The organism is Nocardioides sp., assembly GCF_036405735.1.
In the GTDB taxonomy this organism is placed as follows: domain Bacteria; phylum Actinomycetota; class Actinomycetes; order Propionibacteriales; family Nocardioidaceae; genus Nocardioides.
Map to the genome: position 1 here is coordinate 23,327 of NZ_DASWXC010000015.1, position 19,098 is coordinate 42,424.

Below are 19,098 nucleotides of genomic sequence, written 5' to 3' on the forward strand. Positions count from 1 at the left end.
ATGAGCGAGGTCAAGCGCAGAGTCTTCGTGCACATCGGGGCGCCCAAGACCGGCACGACCTACCTGCAGGAGCGGCTCTACCTGAACCGCGGCTCCCTGGGCGAGCACGGCATCCACTACCCCGTCGGCCTGCGCGAGGACCAGTTCTTCCCGGCGCTCGACGTGAGCCGGATCCGGTGGCCTGGCTTCCACGACAAGGTGGCGGGCGAGTGGGACGCGCTGCTGCGCCGGGTCCGTCACCACGACGGGACGGTCATCATCAGCCACGAGGTCCTCGCGGCGACCCGCCCGGAGCGGATCAAGGTCGCCATGAGCGACCTGTCGGCCGGCGGCGCCGAGGTGCACGTCGTGATGACCGCCCGCGACATCGCCCGCCAGGTCGCCGCCGACTGGCAGGAGGAGCTGAAGAACTACAGCCGGGTCAGCTTCGCCCGCCACCTGCGCAGGATCCGAGAGACCGACCCGCGGTCGAACAAGCTGTGGTTCTGGCGGGCACAGTCGATCCCGCAGGTGCTCAGCCGCTGGGGTCACACCCTCCCGCCGGAGCGGATCCACCTCATCACCGTTCCGCAGCGCGGGCACGTCCGCCCCGACATCTTGTGGGAGCGGTTCTGCGAGGTCATCGGCGCCGACCCGGCGTGGGGGTCGCGGACCGGCGTACGCCGCAACCAGTCGCTCGGCGTCGCGGAGGCCACGATGCTGCGGCGGCTCAACAAGCGACTCAAGGCCATCGGCGTGGACCGGATGGACCACCGCAAGCTGGTGCAGGGGACGATCGTCCACGAGACGCTGATGCACCGGCAGAACATGCGGCGCATCCAGCTGCCCCCGGACGCCTACGAGTGGGCCGAGGACGTCGCCCGGGAGTGGTCGGACTGGATCGCCGACTCCGGCATCGACGTCGTCGGCGACCTCGCCGAGCTCATGCCGCAGCGGCCGCCGGCCGACCAGCCCTGGGAGGACCCGGACCGGCCCGGGCCGCGGATGCTCAACCAGGTGACGATGGACGCCCTCGTGTCGGTCATCGAGGAGGCCGCCCGCCGACCCGATCCCGACATGACCCTGCCCGCCCGCGCGGCGCGCGCCGCGAAGCGGTTGCGGCGCCGATGAGCGCAGGAACCGATAGCGGCCCGGACAGCTCCGCACGGGCATGGGGCTGGGTGGCGCACCTGCGTGACGGCGGTACGACGCCCTGGCTGGCCTGGTCGACGACGGGCTCGACCGAGGCGTCGCCCGGGGACCCGCTGCCCGGCGCCCAGCAGCTGGAGCTGCTGCGCCGGCTCAACCTCGCGGGCGTGCGCTCGCCCGGTCTGGCCGACCGCGTGCTGGCCGCCGACGCGACCGGCCGCGGCCGTCCCGACCTCGAGCTCGTCGGGGTCGCGGAGCCGCTGCCCTACGGCTTCGCGCCGGTCGACCCCGCCACGCTCAGCGACGCCGAGCTGCTGCGCGTGGCGGTCGGTCTGGTGGCCGACGTCCTGGCGCGGGCACCTGACCTCACCAACCGCGACACGCCGGAGGATGGTGGGGAACGTCAGGTGCCCGGCCAGCTGGCCCGCCGAGTGCGACCGGTGCTCGCGCTGCTGGTCGAGGACCCCGACGAGCGTCTGGCCCTGTTATCCGCCGCCGGTGACCCGCTGGAGGCCGCGATCGCGTTCCTGAGGGAGCACGGCTGATGGCGAAGCGGATCTTCCTCCACGTCGGGACGCCGAAGACCGGCACGTCCTTCCTCCAGGACGTTCTCTTCCGCAACCGCGAGCTGCTCGCGCAGCACGGCATCGTCTACCCGGCCGACCGGTTCGATGCCCACTTCCTGGCCGCCGTCGACCTGCTCAAGCTGCCCTGGGGCGGGCTCGAGGCCGACGCCCGGGGCGCCTGGGCCGACCTCGCCGCGAAGGTGCGCGCCGCCGAGGGCACCGTGATCGTCAGCCACGAGATCCTCGCGGTCGCGAGCGCCGCCCAGGCCCGGCGCGCGATCGCCGACCTCGGCGAGGCCGAGCTCCACCTCGTCGTCTCCGCTCGCGATCTCGTGCGGCAGATCCCCGCGGAGTGGCAGGAGAACGTCAAGTACCGCTCCGAGATCTCCTACGCCCGCTTTCTCACCGCCCTCCGCAACCCGCGCCGCAGCGGCCGGGTGGCGTCGTGGTTCTGGACCGCGCAGGAGGTGCCCGACATCCTGCGGCGCTGGGGGGCGGCCGGCCTGCCGCCGGAGCGGGTCCACGTCGTCACCGTGCCGCAGCCGGGAGCGCCGCGGGACCTGCTGTGGCAGCGGTTCGCCAGGGTCCTCGGGCTCGAGGGGCTGCCGCTGGACCTGACGGCCGAGCGTGCCAACGTCTCCCTGGGCGTGCCGGAGACGGCCCTCGTGCGCCGGCTCAACCGGGCCACGCGGCACAGCCTCGCCCCCGACGTGCACCGGCCCTTCGTGCTGGAGCTCCTTGCGCACCGGACGCTGGCGCAGCGCACCGGGTCCCCGCGGCTCACGCTGCCGCGGCGCGAGCACCGATGGGTGCAGGAGACGACCGAGACCTGGATCGCCGCGCTCGAGAAGGCGGGGTACGACGTGGTGGGCGACCTCGCCGAGCTGCGTGGCGTACGTCCCCCACGCCGGCACGCCGATCCCGACAGCGTGGTGACCACGGCGCCGGACCAGGTCGTCGACGCGGCGGTGGACGCGATCGCCGCGCTCGTAGAGGAGGCCGCCCGGCTGCGCCGGCGGGAGGTCGACCTGGAGCGGGAGCTGGCCGACACGCGCCACCAGCTGGCGGAGGCCCGCAACGTCAGCGTGCGCCGTCGCGCCGCCGAGAAGGTCGTCGCCCGGCTCGAGCGCGGTGGCGCAGGACGGCGCGTGCTGGGCGCCTACCGGTCGGCCCGCGGTCGCGCCGAGTAGGGCTCAGGCCCGGGGCCGCTGGCGCAGCTCCTTGGCGGCGTACCGCCCGATCCGGTAGGTCACCCACCCGTCGGTGCCGGCGCCGACGACGCCGCCGAGCACCGGGATCCGCTTGCCGACCGTGGTCGCGAGCCGCTTGCCCGCCACCCGCGCGAGCAGCTCCGCGGTGACCTCGGCGGCCACGATGCGGTCCAGGTCGGGGTCGTGGGTGGGCGCGGTCGCCAGTGCCATCGGCGGGGCGGGGAGCCGCTTCTTGCGAACCTGCCGGTCGACCTTCTCCTCGCCCAGCAGCGTGGTGAGGATGGCGGCGCGCACGCGGGGGTCGTCGACGTCGTAGCCACGCAGGTGCGCGATCGCGGCGACCATGCGGCACTGGATCAGGGCCAGCCCGGTGACGTTGGCAGGGAGGCTGACAGCGGCCGTGACGAGTCCGCCGAGGTTGGTGGCGAACCCGCCCAGGCTCGCGAGGGCGACGTGGTTCTCGATCACCTCGCGCACGGCCTTGTCGACGTTGCCCTTCTGCTCGGCCAGCTGCTTCTCGGCCGCGGCGGCCGCCGCCGGCAGCGGGCCGGCGCCGACGATGGCGCGGTGCAGGGCGTGCTGGATCACGGAGTTCGACGCCTCGGGCGCCAGTGCGACCAGCTTGGGGGCCAGCGTGGTGCCGACCGCGGTGGCGAGCTTCTTCGTGGTTCCGGCCATACCTCGATCGTAGTGACGACCCGGTAACTTCGGCGGTGTGCCCGTCGAGCCGCCACCGTCCCCGTGGATCTTCGACGACCCCGCCGACGCCGAGCCCGACGACCTCGTGGCGATGGGCGCCGACCTCGCTCCGGGCACCCTGCTCGCGGCGTACTCCCGCGGCCTGTTCCCCATGCCCGGCGAGCCGCCGCTCGACGACGTGCTGTGGTTCAGCCCGGTACGGCGCGGCGTGCTGCCGCTGGACGGCCTGAAGGTCTCCGCGTCGCTGCGCCGCTCCTGCCGCGACTTCGAGGTCCGGGTCGACACCGCGTTCGCGGAGGTCGTCGCCGGCTGCGCCGACCCTCGCCGCCCGGGCGGCTGGATCTCGCGCGAGATCGAGGAGGCGTACGCCGAGCTGCACCGGCTCGGCTGGGCGCACTCCGTGGAGGCGTGGACCTCGGACGGCCGGCTGGCCGGCGGGCTCTACGGCGTCGCCGTCGGCGGCCTGTTCGCCGGGGAGTCGATGTTCCACCGGGAGCGGGACGGCTCCAAGGTGGCGCTGGTCGGCCTGGTCGACCTGATGCGCGACGGACCGGACGATGTCGTCGCGCGCCGGCTGCTCGACGTGCAGTGGCAGACCCCGCACCTGGCGACGCTGGGGGTGGTGGAGGTGTCGCGCCGCGAGTACCTCCGCCGGCTGCGGGTCGCGCTCGACACAGCGGCACCGCCGGCGTTCGCCTGAGCGGCTGGGTGGATGCGAGCGCCGCTCAGACGACCTGCGGCGGGGCCCCGGTCTCGCTGACCATCGGCCGGCCGGCCTCGGCCCAGTCCAGCATCCCGCCGGCCAGGTTGACGGCGTCGAGTCCGTGGTGGACGAGGTAGGCCGTCGCCTGTGCGGAGCGACCGCCCACCTTGCACACCACGAGCAGCTGGTCGTCGGGCAGCTCGCCCAGCCGCGCGGGCAGCTCGCTGAGCGGGACGTGCACGGCGCCGTCGATGTGGCCGTAGGACCACTCCACGTCCTCGCGGACGTCGAGCACGCTGACGCCCGCGGGCAGCGGGTGCGGCACCCCGTCGAGCGTCACCGTCGGGATCTGACCGGGCATCATCACGAGGGCTCCTTGTGCGAGGTGGCGGTTGATGGTCTGTCCTCCTGTGCCCCAGCGAGGCGGAGGTGTTCGGCGTGGGACATCGCTTGGTCGATGAGGTCGACGATGTGATCGTCGAAGAGGCGGTAGGCGACGTGTCGGCCCTGGCGTTCAGCAATGACGAAGCCGAGGTCGCGCAGGTGGCGCAACTGGTGAGAGACCGCCGATTGCTCCATGCCCACGGCGTCGGTGAGCTCGCCGACGGTGAGCGGTCCGTGGCGCAGGTGGTCGAGGAGGTGCAACCGGCTGGGGGTGGCCAGTCCCTGGAGGATGCTGGCGACGGCCTGCGCCGTGTCCTCGTCGAGTCCGCTTCGTGCCTGCGGTGTGCCGTTGCGCCGATGAGCCACGCGCCTATCCTACGCAAGATATGAACATCTCTTCATGTGTCCTAGGATGGAGCTGCCTCTTCCCCACGTTTCCGGGAGCACCACCTGATGACAGCGCGCGCCACCGCTCTGCGCGACCTTCGGCGGGACTCGACGGGTCGGCGTCTGCGGGCCTGCCTGGCTCTCGGAGGCGTCGCGCTGCTCTCGCTGGCGGCAGCGCCGCCCGCCTCGGCGCACGGCATCGGTGGCGACGCCGCGACGGCGTCGGTCGTCGGCTACGTCGGCATCGGCGTGGAGCACATGCTGCTCGGTTGGGATCACCTGCTGTTCGTCGCAGGCATCGTGCTGCTGTCCGGGAGCGCTCGCCGGGCCGCGAAGGTCATCAGCGCGTTCGTGATCGGGCACAGCCTGACGCTGATCACCGCGACCCTCGCCGGCTGGGAGGCCAACGCCCTTCTCGTCGACGTGGTCATCGTGCTCTCCGTCGCCTTCGTCGGCGGCTGGGGCATGTTCGGCAGACCCAAGCGGTGGGACATCTTCACCGCCCTGGTGTTCGGCTTCGGCCTCATTCACGGCCTGGGGCTCGCCACCCGCTTCCAGGCGCTCGGCGTGCCCGAGGACGGGATGGTGTGGCGGCTCATCGCGTTCAACGTGGGCATCGAGATTGGCCAGGTCACCGCCATCCTCGTGGTCGTCGTGGCCGCTGGTTTCGTCTCCACGATGGTCAAGCAGGGGCCGGAGTCGACGCTGGCGAAGTTGCCGTTCGTGGCCCTGTTCGCGGTCGGTGCGATGGTCGCCCCGCTGGTGGCGTATGACCAGTTCGGCGAGGTTGGTGGCGACGACGTCAGCGAGGTCGCGCTTCCCGAGGGCGCGGACTGTTCCATCACCGACCGCTCCCAGTCATTCCCGGCCGCCGGCGGCGGGCACACCGAGAAGGCGTTCTACGAGCCGGGCGAAGACGTCCCGCTGGAGAGCTTCGGGCACTCGCTCGGTGACGGCTACGTCATCGTCCTCTACGCGGAGGACCTGCCCGACGCCGACGTGGCGGCGCTGCGGGACTTCGTGGCCTCCGGAGACCCCCGGGGTGTTCTGGCAGGCACCGGCGAGGTGACCGACGGGAAGGTCAAGGCCGTCACCATGCGGCAGGAGATGACCTGCGAGAGCGTCCACGTCGGCGCGCTGCGCCAGTTCAGCCGGGCATGGATGGACAGCATCGGAGCCACCACATGAGCCGCAACCACAAGCACGACACCGACGGCCGCCACGCCCACGACGACCACGAGCACGGCCACCAGCACGGCGGCGGCCTGCGGGGGGTGTTGCGGGACTTGTTCCGGCCACACAGCCACGACGCCGCCGACTCCGTGGACACCGCGCTGGAGACCAGCGCCGAGGGCATCCGCGCCGTCAAGATCAGCCTCGTCGCACTCGGCCTCACCGCGTTGGCGCAGGCAGTGCTGGTAGCCGTGACGGGATCGGTGGCGTTGCTTGCCGACACCATCCACAACTTCTCCGACGCGCTCACCGCCATCCCACTCTGGGTCGCGTTCGTGCTCGGCCGCCGCGCACCGACCCGCCGCTACACCTACGGCTACGGGCGCGCCGAGGACCTGGCCGGCGTCTTCATCGTCGCGATGATCGCTCTGTCCGCTCTGCTGGCGGGGTTGGAGTCGGTTCGCCGGATGCTCGACCCGCAGCCGCTCAGCTTCCCGTGGGTGGTCGTGGCGGCCGGGGTCATCGGGTTCGCGGGCAACGAGCTGGTCGCGAGCTACCGCATCCGAGTCGGACGCACGATCGGGTCCGCGGCCCTCGTCGCGGACGGTCTGCACGCCCGCACCGACGGGTTCACCTCGCTCGCGGTCGTGCTCGGCGCAGTGGGGGTTCTCCTCGGCTTCCCGCTCGCCGACCCGCTGGTCGGGCTGGCCATCACCGTCGCCATCCTGTTCGTCCTCAAGTCCGCCGCCCGCGACGTGTACCGCAGGCTCATGGACGGGGTGGACCCCGAGGTCGTCGCCGCAGCCGAGACCACGCTGGCCGAGACCCCCGGTGTCGACATCGTCGAGTCGGTGCGAGTCCGGTGGGTGGGTCACCGACTCCGGGTCGAGGCCGCCGTCGCCGTCGACCCGGCGTTGACTGTGGTCGAGGGCCACCGCATCGCGACCGAAGCACACCACCGGCTCCTGCACGAGGTTCCGAAGCTGGCGGACGCGACCATCCACGTCAGTCCCAACGGCGCGGTGGGTGAGGAGCAGCACGCCGTCTTGGAGCACCACCGCACCCCGGCGCGCTGACCTCGTCAGGCGGCGACGGCGACCAGGTGGAGTGCCATGCCCGCGACCGCGCACACACCCAGCGTGCGGAGCACCGACCAGCCCCGCTGGAAGATGAGCAGGCAGCCCAGCGCGGTGACGGCGAGGGCGGCCCACTGCAGCGACCCGGGCACGGGGACCTCGAAGCGCAAGGGGCCGGTGGTGATGCGGGTGGTGTCGTCGAAGAGGGTGTGCAGGGCGAAGTAGACCGCGAGGTTGGCGATGACACCGACCACGGCGGCGGTGATGCCGGTGAGCGCCGCCGACAGAGTGCGGTTGTGCCGGAGCCGCTCCACGTACGGCGCGCCGAGGAGGATGAACAGGAAGCACGGCACGAACGTCACCCAGGTGGTCAGCAGAGCGGCGATGACGGCCGCGACCCAGGGGTCGAGGTCGCCGGGGCTCCGGTAGGCACCGACGAACGCCACGAACTGCACCACCATGATGAGCGGGCCGGGAGTCGTCTCGGCGAGCGCGAGGCCGCGCACCATCTCGCCGGGAGCCAGCCAGCCGTAGACGGCGACCGCCTGCTGCGCGACGTAGGCCAGCACGGCGTACGCGCCGCCGAAGGTGACCACGGCGGCGCCGGAGAAGAACAGGCCCTGGTCGACGTACACGCTCTGGCGACCGAACACCACCGCCGCCACCGCCACGGGTGCCGCCCACAACGTCAGCCCGAGCGCCAGGATGAGGACGGATCGCCGAGTCGAGGGCCGCTCGGCGTGGAGGGCGTCGTCGGAGATGAGCGGCGGCGGGCCGTCATCAGCGTTGGTGCTCGCCTTCGGCCTGGTCAGGTCCGGGCGGGCGCGGCCCAGCAGCCAGCCGGCCACGCCGGCAGTCGCCACCACGACCGGGAACGGCACCGCGAAGAACGTCAGCGCGACGAACGAGGCGACGGCGAGCGCCACGAACACCGGATGGGTCAGACCTTTCCTGCCGACTCGGATGACCGCCTGGACGACGATGGCGATGACCGCCGGTGCCAGTCCCAGGAAGAGACCCTCGACCAGGGTGGCGTCGCCGAAGGCGACGTAGATGCCCGACAGCGCCAGCAGGGCGACCACGCCGGGCAGCACGAACAGGGTCCCGGCGATGAGGGCACCCTTGACGCCGTTGAGCAGCCAGCCGACGTACGTCGCCAGCTGCTGGGCCTCCGGACCGGGCAGCAGGGTGCAGTAGGAGAGCGCGAACAGGAACCGCTGCTGGCCGATCCAGCGCTTCTCGTCGACCAGCATCCGCTGCATGACCGCGATCTGTCCCGCTGGTCCACCGAAGGTTTGGAGCGACACGGCGAACCACGCCTTGGTCGCCTCGCGCAGCGGGATGACGTCGCGGCGGGGCGTGCTCATGCGGGTGCTTCCCTCACGTCGACTCTGTCCAGGCACCGGAACGGCCCGCCCGGCTACTTCAGCAGCTTCGAGAGCCGGCGGTCCGCGAGCGGCTTGCCGCCGGTCTGGCAGGTGGGGCAGTACTGCAGGCTCGAGTCGGCGAAGCTCACCTCGCGCACGACGTCGCCACAGACAGGGCACGGCTGCCCGGTCCGGCCGTGCACCGCGAGGTGCGACTTCTTCTCACCCTTCAGCTCGCTCGCCGCCAGGCCGCGGCTGCGGTCGACGGCGTCGCCGAGGGTCGTCCGGATCGCGTCGTACAGCGTCTCGAGCTCGCCCTCGGTGGCCAGCACGTGCTCGGCGGGCCGGAACGGGCTCATCCGGGCGGCGTGGAGGATCTCGTCGGAGTAGGCGTTGCCGATGCCGGCGATGGTGCCCTGGTGGCGCAGCACGCCCTTGATCTGCTTGCGGCCCTGCGCGGCGAGGATGTCGCGCAGGCGGTCGATCGTGAAGTCCTCGGTCAGCGGGTCCGGCCCGAGCGTGGCGATGCCGGGCACCTGCTGCGGGTCGTCGACGACGTAGATCGCCAGGCTCTTGCGGGTCCCGGCCTCGGTGACGTCGAGACCTGTCTCGTCGTCCAGCACGATCCGGGCGGCCAGAGTCGACTTCGTGCTCGGCTTCGGGGGTACGCCGGGCACCTCGTCGCGCCACCGGACCCATCCGGCGCGGGCCAGGTGCAGCACCAGGTGGAGTCCGCTGGCCTCGAGGTCGAGGAACTTGCCGTGCCGGGTGACGTCGTCGACCAGCGTGCCCTCGAGCGCCTGCAGCGGCGGCGTGTAGGTCTTCAGCGCGCTGAACTGCGCCAGATGCACCTTGGTGATCGCCCGGCCGTCGAGCCGGGTGCGCAGGTCGAGCGCGAGGGCTTCGACCTCGGGCAGCTCGGGCATGGGGCTGAGTCTAGGTGGGCGCACGGACCTGGGATCGGGAATCTGCCGGGCGACCGGGCCACGAACCTTTACATCGGGCGCTCAACGGAATCGTGGGCGGGTCGTCGCCCGACATCGTCAGGAGGCGGCTCCGCATGAACGTCGTTCGCAGACTGATCCTCGTCGTCGTCGCCGTGGTCGGCATGCAGGGCCTCGTATACCTACCGGTGTACGCCGCGGAGGAGCTCGGCTGGCGTGGCCCGGAGGTCGTTGCCTACGACGTCGGACGCACGGAGATTCCTTTCCGCTTCCATGCACCACCGAGTGGCACCACTCCGACGTTCTACCTCGACGACGTGAAGACGAGCCCGTTGTTCGACCACGGCTACGTGGTCGTGGTCGAGCCAGGCAAGCTCAGCGAGGGGCCACACACCTTGCGAGCCGAACGAGCGGACCTCCTGCCGGAGATCACGACCATCACCTTCGTCGTCGACCACACGCCTCCGCCCGCGCCGGTCATCGTGGGAGGACCCAGTCTTTACTCGTCGGTGGGAGGCGGCGGGGCCGCCATGACCTTGGGCGGTCTCGATCCCGACGCCGAGCCGCTCTGTGTCTGGTTGAACCGGGGGGACGTCGTCCCCACCCGTCGCAACTTTCTGTGGCATGACCCGTACGACCCGACGATCGGCGTACGCGGGTGCGATCTGACGAGTCTGCCGCACGACGGCAAGTGGACCTTCTGGGCAACGGCGACGGACCCGGTCGGCAATGTCAACGCTGCGCCGGTCCAACGCACCTTCTTCTACGACACGACTCCTCCGATCGTCAGGCTGGGGGACCTGCCGGCGGAGGGCTCGGTTTTCACCATGCGCCTCATGCCGTCGGTGTTCGTCTCCGACGAGTCGCAGTGGAGCAGCCTCGGTCCCTCCTTGGTGATCCGATGCCGCCTGACTCGCGAAGGCTGGTCCGGCGAGATCATCAACTCCTGCACAGGAGGAGTGCCCACCGACGGTCGGTGGACCGTCGAGGTGTGGGCGACCGATCCCGCAGGCAACGTAAGCGTGCCGGTCCGGCGCTCCTTCACTGTCGACGCGACCCCGCCGGTGCTGCGGGTCCTGCAGCGCCCGAAGGACACGGTCCGACTGCGCGGGAAGCGAACCGCGCGAGTCCGGTTCCGCTTCGGTTCCGACGAGGCGGTGACCTACTACTGCAAGCTCGACAAGAGGCCGCGGCGGGCTTGCGGTGCCACGTTCCGGGCGAAGGTCGGACCGGGGAAGCACGTGCTTCGCGTGACGCCGCGCGACAGTGCGGGCTTGACGGGCGCTTCACGTCGCGTCGTCTGGACTGTCGTCGGCTGAGCCGGGTGGTTCCGGACGATGCTGCCCTGGCACCGGCGAAGTACGGGCCCGATCGTCCGGAACTACCGGGGCACACGTCACAATGGGTACCCATGAGGCCCCAGGTCGTCGCGCACCGCGGCGCCAGTCACGACATCGCCGAGCACACCCTGGGCGCGTACGTCGCCGCGCTGGACGCGGGCGCCGAGGGGCTGGAGTGCGACGTCCGGCTCACGGCGGACGGTCACCTGGTGTGCGTGCACGACCGCACGCTGCGCCGCACCGCCGGCACCCGCGGCGTGGTGAGCGCGATGGAGCTGGCCGACCTGGCCGAGCTCGACTTCGCCCGGTGGAAGAACCCGTGGAACGACCTGGACGACGAGGCGCCGGACCGCGACGAGAAGCTCGACAAGGTGCTGACGCTGCGTAGCCTGCTCGAGACCGTCCGCGACTACTCCGCGCGCACGGGGCGGCGCGTCGAGCTCGCGATCGAGACCAAGCACCCCACCCGCTACGGCGGACTGGTGGAGCGCAAGCTGGTCGAGCTGCTGGCGGAGTTCGGCCTGGACCGGCCGGGCGCGCCGGTGCGGGTGATGAGCTTCAGCTACACCGCGCTGCAGCGGGTCGAGCGGCTGGCGCCGGGCATCCAGCTGGTGATGCTGGTCGACCGCGCCCAGTACTGGCCGATGCTGCGCCGCGTCATCGGCCCGGACTGGATCGTCGGTCCCGGCATCGACGAGCTGCGCGAGCACCCCAAGCTGGGCCGCCGGATCAGCCGGTCCGGCCACGACATCCACGTGTGGACCGTCAACACCGAGGAGGACCTGCGCACCTGCGTCGATCTCGGCGTGAAGGCCGTGATCAGCGACCGGCCGGCGTACCTGCTCGACCTGCTGGACCCGCCGAACACCTGAGCCGGGCGCGACATGCCCTAGGGTCACCATCCGTGGCCAAGAAGTCTCGCTCCAAGAACGCCGGCACCGCCGAGAAGCTCCCGCTGTACGACGGCCGGGAGGTCGGCCCGCGCGAGGCGTGCCCCTGTGGCTCCGGCAAGCGCTACAAGGCCTGCCACGGTGCGCCCGGTGGCGCGGACCTGTTCGTGCCCCGGCCCTTCGCGGGTCTCCCGGGCGAGTGCGACCTGGTCGCGCTGCGCGAGCTGGTGCCGTCGGCGACCGTGCCGGTGCGGATCAAGGGGCACGAGGAGCGGACGGTCCTGCTGACCACGCTGCTGCCGCTCGCCGCGCCCGCGATGGCCCGCGACAGCGGCCAGGTGTGGGCGGGTCTGCAGGTGCAGCACGCGTACGGCGACCCGTCCCGTGAGGTCGCGGCCGCCCTGCTGGTCGCCCTGGAGGCGACCGGGCCGGGCATCGTCGGTCTGCCCGGCAACCCGGGACCGGGCCCGCGACTGCAGGACCTGATCGTCGACGAGACCCTCGAGATCACCGTCCACGAGGGCTTCGACTGGTGGGTCTCGGACGTGGACGAGCCGGAGAGCTTCGCCGAGGCGCTCGAGCAGGCCAACGACGCCGCCATGCCGACGGCCCGGCTGACCGGCGTCGAGGCGGCCTACTGGACCAACGTCGGCACCAAGGAGCACCTGCGCTGGGTGATGCCGGAGCCGGAGGAGCAGCTGCTCAGCGCGCTGGCCCGGCTGCACGTCGCCGGCAAGGACGTCCTGGTCGAGGACTCGCGGCTCGTCGGCATGTTCCGCGCCCACGGCCTGCTCGCGCCGGTGTGGGACCTGCCGGTCGGCACCGGTGCGGAGGTCCTCGAGGAGCCCGCTGCCCGGTTCAAGGCGGACCTGGACGCCGCGCTCGCGGCGCTGGCCGCGGGCGAGGAGCTCAGCGCCGAGGAGCGCTCGGCGCGTGCCGGCCTGGCCAACCGCCAGGTCACGATCCGCGCCTGACCGGCGCCGCGGGGGCGCTCAGGACTCGACCCGGCGCAGCACCCAGGGCTGCAGGCGGGAGTAGCCCTTGACCGAGGTGCGCCGGATCCTGGCCAGGGAGTAGCCGCCGGTGAGCGCCTCGGCGGCGCCCTCGTCGACCAGCACCGCGCCCGGCTTGGCGATCGTCGTCAGCCGCGAGGCGATGTTGACCGTAGGCCCGAACACGTCACCGAGCCGGGCCACCACGTCGCCGTACGCCAGGCCGGCACGGACCGCCGGGAAGCTGTCCTCGGGGTCGGCGCCGCGCTCGGTGGCCGCCAGGGCGACCTCGGCCGCGCCGACGGGGTCGTCGCAGACGAAGAGCACCGCGTCGCCGAGGGTCTTGATGAGCCGGCCGCCGTGGTCGACGACGAGCCCGGTGCACCGGGCCTCGAACTCCTCGACCCAGCCGACGAGCTCCTGCTCCGACAGCTCCTTGCTGCGGGCGGTGTAGCCCACGATGTCGATGAAGCAGACCGCCATCGTCGCGGCCGGCTGGCCGGGCGAGTCCACGGTGAGCAGGCGGGAGGCGGCGTTGGCCAGGTGCCGGCGCCAGATGTAGCTCTGCAGCTGCTCCACGCGCGGCATTACCTCGCCGGTGAGCGCCGCCACCTCGTCGGCGGCGTCGCCGGGCCGCTCCAGCGCCACGTCGGCCAGCAACGCGGTCTGCCACTCCGCGAGCCGGGCGAACGAGCGGCCCCAGGTCCGCACCAGCGCGGACTGCCGGTCCTCGCTGAGCACGCCGAGCTGCATCAGGTCCCGGGTCTGCTCCAGGGCCGTGACGTCGGCCGACGTGAACGCCACCTCGTCGTCGGCGGCGTGGGGGAACCCGAGCAGCCGCCACAGCTCCATCGCGACCGGCAGCGGGACGCCGGCCGCGGCGGCGACCTCCGCACGGGTGAGGGTCGGCGCCTCGCCGAGCAGGAAGAGCTCGACGAGCTCGGTCGCGCCGGAGAGGTCGGCCTGGCGGGGGTCCACCGGCCCGGTCAGGAGGTCCCGAACCGGTCCGCGGCCACCGTCTCCAGCGCCTCGTGGAAGCGGGGCATCTCGACGTCGAGCCGGGTCAGCGCGTCGGCGGAGAGGTGGATCAGCTCCAGCGGGGACAGCGCGACGATGCTCGCCGTACGCAGCGACCGGTTGACGACCGCGGCCTCGCCGACGATGTCGCCCGGGCCGAGCTGGGCGATCTCGCGGCCGTTCTGCCGCACCGAGACCGTGCCGGACAGGATGATGTAGGCCTTGTCGGCGGGCGTGGACTCCCAGATCGGGGACCAGCCCTCGGGCAGGTTGACCCGGGTGCCGGAGGCGCTGATCTTCGCGATCTCCTCCGGCGTGAACAGGGAGAAGAAGGACTGGGAGTTCGCCGTCACGCTGGACCCCTTCGATCGGATGGGAGGTGGGAACCCGCCCAACGACCGAGGGGCCTCACGGGTACGCCGGCCGTCAACCGAGCACCTCGATGATGGTGACCACGCCGAGGATCAGACAAGCCGCCGCGCCGATGAAGTGCAGCACGTGCAGCCGGATCCAGCGCAGCAGCGTGCGGCCGACCAGGACGGCTAGACCACTCACGGCCAGCAGCGCGCCGAAGGCGCCGGTGAAGACGCTGACCGGGTCCTCGTAGCGCGCGACCAGCGAGATCGTCAGCAGCTGGGAGAGGTCGCCCCACTCGGCGGCGAAGAGCACCAGGAAGCAGGCGAGCACCTGCTTGAGGCCGTGCGCCTCCTTCGCCTTCGCCGCGATCTCCGCGCCCTCGGCCTCGGGGTCGGCGTTGCGGTGGCTCAGCCCCTCGCGGAGGAGCACCACCGCGCCGAAGAGGAACAGCAGCGCGGCGATGGAGCGGACCAGATCGGTCGGCAGCAGCGACGCGGCGGTTCCCAGCCCGACCGCGACGGCGGTCTGCACGAGGAACGCCAGGCCGACGCCGATCCACACCAGGAGCGGGCGGTACTTGGTCGAGAGGACGAGCGTCGCCAGGAACGTCTTGTCCGGCAGCTCCACCACGAAGATGGCGGCGAAGGTCAGGGCGATGACGGCGATGTCCACGGCGTCATCCTCCCAAGTGGCTGCCGGCGTCCGGGATCAGGGTTGGGTGCGGAACGGATCGGCGGGGTAGACGCCGAGGATCTTGACGTCGGTGGTGAAGAAGGCCAGCTCCTCCAGCGCCCGCTTCAGGCCCGGGTCGTCGGGGTGGCCGTCGACCTCGGCGAGGAACTGGGTGGCGGTGAACTCCCCGCCGACCATGTAGGACTCCAGCTTGGTCATGTTGACGCCGTTGGTGGCGAACCCGCCGAGCGCCTTGTAGAGCGCGGCCGGGAGGTTGCGGACGTTGAAGATGAACGACGTCACCACCGGGCCGTTGCCGGTCGGCGCCTCGACCAGGTCGCGGGAGAGCACGACGAAGCGGGTGGTGTTGTGCTCCTCGTCCTCGACGTCCTCGGCCAGCACCTCCAGGCCGTAGATCTGCGCGGCCAGCGGCGGCGAGATCGCCGCCATCGTCGGGTCGCCCGCCTCGACCACCTCGCGAGCCGCCCCCGCGGTGTCGCCGGAGATGACCGGCTGGAAGCCGTGGGTCCGGATCAGTTTGCGGCACTGGCCGAGCGCGTGCACGTGGCTGTGGACGCTGCGGACTTCGTCGATCCGGGTGCCGGGGAGGCCCATCAGGTGGAACCGGATCCGCAGGAAGTGCTCGGCGACGATGTGGAGGTTCGACGCGGGCAGGAAGTGGTGGATGTCGGCGACCCGGCCGGCGATGGAGTTGTCGATCGGGATCATCGCGAGGTCAGCGCTCGGCGCAATCCCGTCACCGCCCTCGACCGCTGCGAAAACGTCCTCGAACGACGCGCAGGGCACGGCTTCCCAGTCGGGGTAGTGCTGGACGCACACCTGGTGGGAGTTGGCGCCCGGCTCGCCCTGGTAGGCGATCCGCTTCACGGGAGAGGTCACGCCCGCAGTCTAGGGTCGGGCCCATGCTGGTCCTGTCGCTTCTCAGCCTGCTGATCGCCGTCGGTGCCCTCGTGCTGGCCGGCATCGCCTACCGCGACCGCCACGCGTCCGTCGATCGGTCGCCGGCCGGCGTACCCGACGAGGTGCGTGCCGACGTGCTGGGGCTGCGCCAGGAGGTGGCGGCCCTGACGGCGGAGAGCAGGGACGCGCTGCGTCACCTCGCGGTCGTGCGCTACGACGCGTTCGGCGACATGGGCGGGGCGCTGTCGTGGTCGCTGGCGCTGCTCGACGACGGTGGCGACGGGGTGGTGCTCACCAGCATCCACGGCCGCTCCGAGGCCCGGTCCTACGCCAAGAGCGTGCGGGCGTGGGCGTGCGAGTCCCAGACCTCCCCCGAGGAGGACGAGGCGATCGCCGCCGCCCGCCCGGCGTCCCAGCGCGCGCCGCGCGGCTGAGCCGCACCGGCGCCGCTCAGGCGGCGCCGCAGGTGACGCAGTGGCTGGAGCCGACCCGGCGGCCGCTGCCGCACGTCGTGCACGCGCCGACCACCTCGCGCCCGCAGCCCTCGCAGTGCGGCCCGGTGTCCGCGCCGGTCCCGCGCACGGGGTAGCCGCAGTAGGGGCACTCGCCCCGGCGGACCCGGCGGCCGGGGAGGCGGCGAGCGAGGTAGCGCTGCAGCACCGCGAACGCCGCAAGAGTGGCGGCGACGCCGACCAGCGAGAGCACGATCGGTCCCAGGTCGAGCGGGTCGACGTAGTCGGTGACGTAGTCGGTCGCGAAGACCAGCGCCAGCACGGCACCGGTCGCCACGACGCCGAACCCGAGCGGCAGGTAGCGCGGCTGGCGGCGGCGCAGCCGCCCGATGAGGAGGTACGACGCCACGACCCAGCCGGCGACGAACAGGAACCGGATGCCGGCGATGAGCCACTCGGAGCCGCCCTCGGGCGGGTCGCTGCCCCAGACCGCGTCCTCGACCGCCTTGGCGCGCCGGTCCGCCTCGGCGGCGTCGGCCCGCGCCTGGGTCGCGGCGGCCGCGGCGGCGTCGTACTCGCTCTGCGCCGAGCGGTAGGCGGCCTCCGCCTCGGTGAGGTCCGCGCCGGTCTCGGCGGCGACCTCGTAGTCGCTGCGGGCCACGTCGAGCCGGGTCCGCGCGAGCTCCAGGTCGCCCTCGGTCCGCTCGCGCTCCTCCCAGGCCCGGTCCCGGTCGTCGAGGACCTGCTGCTGGGCCGTGGTCGGCCGGCCGCGGTCGTCGTCGCGGACCCAGTCGGCGACCTTGACGTAGAACCAGACCGAGCCGACCAGGAGGAAGGCCGTCAGGACGACCGCCAGCAGTCGCTCGCTCCGGGTGGACTCCAGGTCCTCCGCGTCGACGTAGGTGCTCATGACCCCTCCTGGGTGCGGCGGTCGGCTGCCCGACCGGGTGGCTGGGTGCGCGGACGAAACCGGACCTCGAGCGCGCAGTCGAGGGCCGCGGCGACCCGCAGCAGAGTGTCGAGCCGCGGTGGCCGGCTGCCCGACTCCAGCCGCGCGATGGCGGACTGGGTGGTGCCGCACAGCGCGGCGAGCTCGCGCTGGGACAGGCGGCGGGCGAGCCGCTGCTCGGTCACCTGACCGGCGAGGGCGACGTAGAACTCCTCGTCCTCGGTGTCCGGTCGCATGAGAGGAAGCTATCGCATTGGTGCTATGTCGTCCATAGCACCAATGCGATCAACTCAGCGGGCGACGCGGACCAGCAGCCGGCCGTGCACGTTGGTCATCCGCAGCTCCTTGCCCGGGCCGATCGTGTCGCCGTCGAGCTGGCGCGGGGTCTCGCGGTCCGCCCGGATCACGACGGAGTGGCCGCGCATCCGGTTGACCAGCTCGTCGGTCCGGGACCGCTTGGTGAGCACCCGGAAGGCGAGCGGGAGCCAGGAGACGAAGCGCTGCGGGTGCAGCAGGACGACGTCGAGGAGGCCGTCGTCGATCTCAGCGTCCGGCAGCAGCGGCATGCCGCCCTGCAGCGACCCGACATTGCCGACGACGACGGTGCGCGCGCGGTGCTTGGTGAACTCACCGCCGTCGACGGCGACCTCCACCTTGATGGCCGGGAACATCAGCGCCTTGAGTGCCGACAGGACGTAGGCCACCCAGCCGATCCGCTTCTTGATGTCCTCGTTGACGCCCTCCATGATCGCGGCGTCGAAGCCCATGCCCGCCATGACCAGGAAGTGCGACGGCTCGATGCCGTCACCCTCGACGGCGACCATGTCGATGGCCCGGTCCTGCCCGGTGAGCGCGACGTCGATCGCGGCGCGCAGGTACAGCGGGATCGCCAGGTTGCGGGCGAGCAGGTTGCCGGTGCCGGCCGGGACGATCCCGACCGGGATGCCGGTGCCGGCGAGCTCGGCGCAGACCTCGCGCACCGTGCCGTCACCGCCGCAGACGATGACCAGCTCGGCGCCCTCGAGGGCCGCCTGCTCGGCCTGGCCGGTGCCGGAGTCCTGAGGCGTCGTGAAGTACCAGCGCGGCTCGTTCCAGCCCGCCTCGACCGCCATCGCGTTGACGATCGACTGGAACTGGCCGACGCTCTCGACCTTGATCGGGTTGAGCACGACGGCGCACCGCCCACGCTGGGCGAAGACCTCGGGGAGCGGCGGTGCCTTGAGCGCGTGGCTGCGCGGCAGCGGGGAGTAGGCCAGCAGCACCAGCAGCACGATCGCGACGCCGAGGAGCAGACCGCCCAGGACGTCGGAGAGATGGTGGCGGCCCAGCAGGAAGCGGTCCCAGCCGATCACGCCGGCCAGGACGACACAGCCCATGGCCGCCGTACGCCGCAGGCCGGGACGCCGCACGAACATCTGGAGCAGGACGATGCAGCCGCCGGCGAACGCCGCGGCGTGCAGCGCGTGGCCGCTGGGGTAGGACAGGCCGGTGTAGGTGTCGACGACGTCCTGCCACAGCGGCCGGTCGCGGGAGACGAGGTTCTTCAGCGCCGGCGAGGTGACCGTCGCGATCAGCTGGACGAGCACGAAGTAGACGGCGGCGCGCCGGTGGTTCTTCCAGTAGAGCAGGGCCGCCAGGACGAGCGTGTAGGTGAGCATCGGGATGGTCGCGAAGGCGTCCTCCACGAAGAGCCCGAACCCGTGCCAGAACCCCGATCCCGGGCCGAGCACTGCGTGGCCGAAGCGCTCGTCGAGCCGGATCAGCGGACCCCACTCGGTCTCGACCATGACGGCCAGCAGGGCGGCGGCGACGACGCACGCGGCCGCGGCCGAAATCAGCTGGAGGCGGGGGCGGGTCAGCACGGGAGAAC

General features: G+C 72.1%; 22 protein-coding genes. 10 read left to right on the plus strand and 12 right to left on the minus strand.

The genetic code is table 11. From position 1 onward, the window contains the following. Genes VGE38_RS02660 through VGE38_RS02670 form a run of 3 tightly spaced genes read left to right on the plus strand, consistent with a single transcriptional unit; the run spans window position 1 to window position 2,884 of the window. The gene (locus VGE38_RS02660) at window positions 1–1,110 is read left to right on the plus strand and encodes a hypothetical protein (RefSeq protein WP_331140986.1); all 1,110 of its coding nucleotides are present in this window, start codon (window positions 1–3) and stop codon (window positions 1,108–1,110) included. Further along, window positions 1,107–1,673, plus strand: a complete 567-nt coding sequence (locus VGE38_RS02665) for a hypothetical protein (protein ID WP_331140987.1) — start codon at window positions 1,107–1,109, stop codon at window positions 1,671–1,673. Before VGE38_RS02660 ends, VGE38_RS02665 begins: the two co-directional genes overlap by 4 nt. Beyond that, window positions 1,673–2,884, plus strand: coding sequence for a hypothetical protein (locus VGE38_RS02670; RefSeq protein ID WP_331140988.1), 1,212 nt, complete (start codon window positions 1,673–1,675; stop codon window positions 2,882–2,884). Before VGE38_RS02665 ends, VGE38_RS02670 begins: the two co-directional genes overlap by 1 nt. 3 nt (window positions 2,885–2,887) lie before the next feature. Here VGE38_RS02670 and VGE38_RS02675 read toward each other — a convergent pair whose 3' ends face one another. Beyond that, entirely contained in the window at window positions 2,888–3,583 is a 696-nt protein-coding gene (locus VGE38_RS02675) for an EcsC family protein (RefSeq protein WP_331140989.1), read from the minus strand. 37 nt (window positions 3,584–3,620) lie between these two features. Between VGE38_RS02675 and aat the strand changes: the two genes are divergently transcribed. Then, window positions 3,621–4,304: a leucyl/phenylalanyl-tRNA--protein transferase gene (gene aat / locus VGE38_RS02680; RefSeq protein WP_331140990.1), complete on the plus strand. Its 684-nt coding sequence runs from the start codon at window positions 3,621–3,623 to the stop codon at window positions 4,302–4,304. Window positions 4,305–4,329: 25 nt separating this feature from the next. On the opposite strand, the gene VGE38_RS02685 is transcribed toward aat, so the two are convergent. Together VGE38_RS02685 and VGE38_RS02690 are read right to left on the minus strand one after the other, a co-directional pair. Then, window positions 4,330–4,671 (minus strand): rhodanese-like domain-containing protein, encoded by a 342-nt coding sequence (locus tag VGE38_RS02685; RefSeq protein WP_331141041.1) that lies wholly within the window; start codon window positions 4,669–4,671, stop codon window positions 4,330–4,332. Continuing rightward, window positions 4,671–5,057, minus strand: coding sequence for an ArsR/SmtB family transcription factor (locus tag VGE38_RS02690; RefSeq protein WP_331140991.1), 387 nt, complete (start codon window positions 5,055–5,057; stop codon window positions 4,671–4,673). Before VGE38_RS02690 ends, VGE38_RS02685 begins: the two co-directional genes overlap by 1 nt. 87 nt (window positions 5,058–5,144) lie before the next feature. Between VGE38_RS02690 and VGE38_RS02695 the strand changes: the two genes are divergently transcribed. Together VGE38_RS02695 and VGE38_RS02700 are read left to right on the plus strand one after the other, a co-directional pair. Then, window positions 5,145–6,266 (plus strand): HupE/UreJ family protein, encoded by a 1,122-nt coding sequence (locus tag VGE38_RS02695; RefSeq protein WP_331140992.1) that lies wholly within the window; start codon window positions 5,145–5,147, stop codon window positions 6,264–6,266. Continuing rightward, window positions 6,263–7,327, plus strand: coding sequence for a cation diffusion facilitator family transporter (locus VGE38_RS02700; RefSeq protein ID WP_331140993.1), 1,065 nt, complete (start codon window positions 6,263–6,265; stop codon window positions 7,325–7,327). The genes VGE38_RS02695 and VGE38_RS02700 overlap by 4 nt, the downstream gene beginning before the upstream one ends. Before the next feature lie 5 nt (window positions 7,328–7,332). Here the strand turns inward: VGE38_RS02700 and chrA are convergent, their stop codons facing one another. Next, the gene (chrA, locus tag VGE38_RS02705) at window positions 7,333–8,694 is read right to left on the minus strand and encodes a chromate efflux transporter (protein WP_331140994.1); all 1,362 of its coding nucleotides are present in this window, start codon (window positions 8,692–8,694) and stop codon (window positions 7,333–7,335) included. A gap of 53 nt (window positions 8,695–8,747) precedes the next feature. Continuing rightward, window positions 8,748–9,620, minus strand: a complete 873-nt coding sequence (locus VGE38_RS02710) for an Fpg/Nei family DNA glycosylase (protein WP_331140995.1) — start codon at window positions 9,618–9,620, stop codon at window positions 8,748–8,750. Window positions 9,621–9,826: 206 nt separating this feature from the next. Between VGE38_RS02710 and VGE38_RS02715 the strand changes: the two genes are divergently transcribed. From VGE38_RS02715 to VGE38_RS02725, 3 genes are all read left to right on the plus strand, one after another. Then, entirely contained in the window at window positions 9,827–10,957 is a 1,131-nt protein-coding gene (locus VGE38_RS02715; RefSeq protein WP_331140996.1) for a hypothetical protein, read from the plus strand. A 92-nt stretch (window positions 10,958–11,049) separates the two neighbouring features. Then, window positions 11,050–11,850 carry a glycerophosphodiester phosphodiesterase gene (locus VGE38_RS02720; protein ID WP_331140997.1) on the plus strand — a complete coding sequence of 267 codons (801 nt, stop codon included), beginning with the start codon at window positions 11,050–11,052 and terminating at the stop codon, window positions 11,848–11,850. Between the two features lie 32 nt (window positions 11,851–11,882). Beyond that, entirely contained in the window at window positions 11,883–12,842 is a 960-nt protein-coding gene (locus VGE38_RS02725) for a DUF5926 family protein (RefSeq protein WP_331140998.1), read from the plus strand. Between the two features lie 18 nt (window positions 12,843–12,860). On the opposite strand, the gene VGE38_RS02730 is transcribed toward VGE38_RS02725, so the two are convergent. The 4 genes from VGE38_RS02730 to VGE38_RS02745 all read right to left on the minus strand — a co-directional run bounded on the left by VGE38_RS02730 (window position 12,861) and on the right by VGE38_RS02745 (window position 15,806). Then, window positions 12,861–13,838, minus strand: a complete 978-nt coding sequence (locus VGE38_RS02730) for an adenylate/guanylate cyclase domain-containing protein (RefSeq protein ID WP_331140999.1) — start codon at window positions 13,836–13,838, stop codon at window positions 12,861–12,863. Between the two features lie 8 nt (window positions 13,839–13,846). Continuing rightward, window positions 13,847–14,230: a Crp/Fnr family transcriptional regulator gene (locus tag VGE38_RS02735; RefSeq protein ID WP_331141000.1), complete on the minus strand. Its 384-nt coding sequence runs from the start codon at window positions 14,228–14,230 to the stop codon at window positions 13,847–13,849. 73 nt (window positions 14,231–14,303) lie between these two features. After that, window positions 14,304–14,906, minus strand: a complete 603-nt coding sequence (locus tag VGE38_RS02740) for a TMEM165/GDT1 family protein (protein ID WP_331141001.1) — start codon at window positions 14,904–14,906, stop codon at window positions 14,304–14,306. A gap of 36 nt (window positions 14,907–14,942) precedes the next feature. Next, window positions 14,943–15,806, minus strand: coding sequence for a prephenate dehydratase (locus VGE38_RS02745; RefSeq protein WP_331141002.1), 864 nt, complete (start codon window positions 15,804–15,806; stop codon window positions 14,943–14,945). A 23-nt stretch (window positions 15,807–15,829) separates the two neighbouring features. Here VGE38_RS02745 and VGE38_RS02750 point away from each other — a divergent pair, with 23 nt between their 5' ends. Then, window positions 15,830–16,261, plus strand: coding sequence for a DUF4446 family protein (locus VGE38_RS02750; RefSeq protein ID WP_331141003.1), 432 nt, complete (start codon window positions 15,830–15,832; stop codon window positions 16,259–16,261). Window positions 16,262–16,277: 16 nt separating this feature from the next. On the opposite strand, the gene VGE38_RS02755 is transcribed toward VGE38_RS02750, so the two are convergent. From VGE38_RS02755 to VGE38_RS02765, 3 genes are read right to left on the minus strand one after another with little or no spacing between them, the layout of a single operon-like run. Then, the gene (locus VGE38_RS02755) at window positions 16,278–17,189 is read right to left on the minus strand and encodes a hypothetical protein (protein WP_331141004.1); all 912 of its coding nucleotides are present in this window, start codon (window positions 17,187–17,189) and stop codon (window positions 16,278–16,280) included. After that, window positions 17,186–17,464: a type II toxin-antitoxin system RelB family anti-toxin gene (gene relB, locus VGE38_RS02760; protein ID WP_331141005.1), complete on the minus strand. Its 279-nt coding sequence runs from the start codon at window positions 17,462–17,464 to the stop codon at window positions 17,186–17,188. The genes VGE38_RS02755 and relB overlap by 4 nt, the downstream gene beginning before the upstream one ends. A gap of 54 nt (window positions 17,465–17,518) precedes the next feature. Continuing rightward, the gene (locus tag VGE38_RS02765; RefSeq protein ID WP_331141006.1) at window positions 17,519–19,090 is read right to left on the minus strand and encodes a bifunctional phosphatase PAP2/diacylglycerol kinase family protein; all 1,572 of its coding nucleotides are present in this window, start codon (window positions 19,088–19,090) and stop codon (window positions 17,519–17,521) included. Between the last annotated feature and the right edge of the window lie 8 nt (window positions 19,091–19,098).

Coding starts and splice junctions, on each gene's coding strand:
- VGE38_RS02700 (WP_331140993.1), top strand. CDS start 6,263: ATGAGCCGCAACCACAAGCACGACACCGACGGCCGCCACGCCCACGAC.
- VGE38_RS02665 (WP_331140987.1), top strand. CDS start 1,107: ATGAGCGCAGGAACCGATAGCGGCCCGGACAGCTCCGCACGGGCATGG.
- chrA (WP_331140994.1), bottom strand. CDS start 8,694: ATGAGCACGCCCCGCCGCGACGTCATCCCGCTGCGCGAGGCGACCAAG.
- VGE38_RS02710 (WP_331140995.1), bottom strand. CDS start 9,620: ATGCCCGAGCTGCCCGAGGTCGAAGCCCTCGCGCTCGACCTGCGCACC.
- VGE38_RS02670 (WP_331140988.1), top strand. CDS start 1,673: ATGGCGAAGCGGATCTTCCTCCACGTCGGGACGCCGAAGACCGGCACG.
- VGE38_RS02750 (WP_331141003.1), top strand. CDS start 15,830: ATGCTGGTCCTGTCGCTTCTCAGCCTGCTGATCGCCGTCGGTGCCCTC.
- VGE38_RS02660 (WP_331140986.1), top strand. CDS start 1: ATGAGCGAGGTCAAGCGCAGAGTCTTCGTGCACATCGGGGCGCCCAAG.
- relB (WP_331141005.1), bottom strand. CDS start 17,464: ATGCGACCGGACACCGAGGACGAGGAGTTCTACGTCGCCCTCGCCGGT.
- VGE38_RS02720 (WP_331140997.1), top strand. CDS start 11,050: ATGAGGCCCCAGGTCGTCGCGCACCGCGGCGCCAGTCACGACATCGCC.
- VGE38_RS02685 (WP_331141041.1), bottom strand. CDS start 4,671: ATGATGCCCGGTCAGATCCCGACGGTGACGCTCGACGGGGTGCCGCAC.
- VGE38_RS02695 (WP_331140992.1), top strand. CDS start 5,145: ATGACAGCGCGCGCCACCGCTCTGCGCGACCTTCGGCGGGACTCGACG.
- VGE38_RS02675 (WP_331140989.1), bottom strand. CDS start 3,583: ATGGCCGGAACCACGAAGAAGCTCGCCACCGCGGTCGGCACCACGCTG.
- VGE38_RS02755 (WP_331141004.1), bottom strand. CDS start 17,189: ATGAGCACCTACGTCGACGCGGAGGACCTGGAGTCCACCCGGAGCGAG.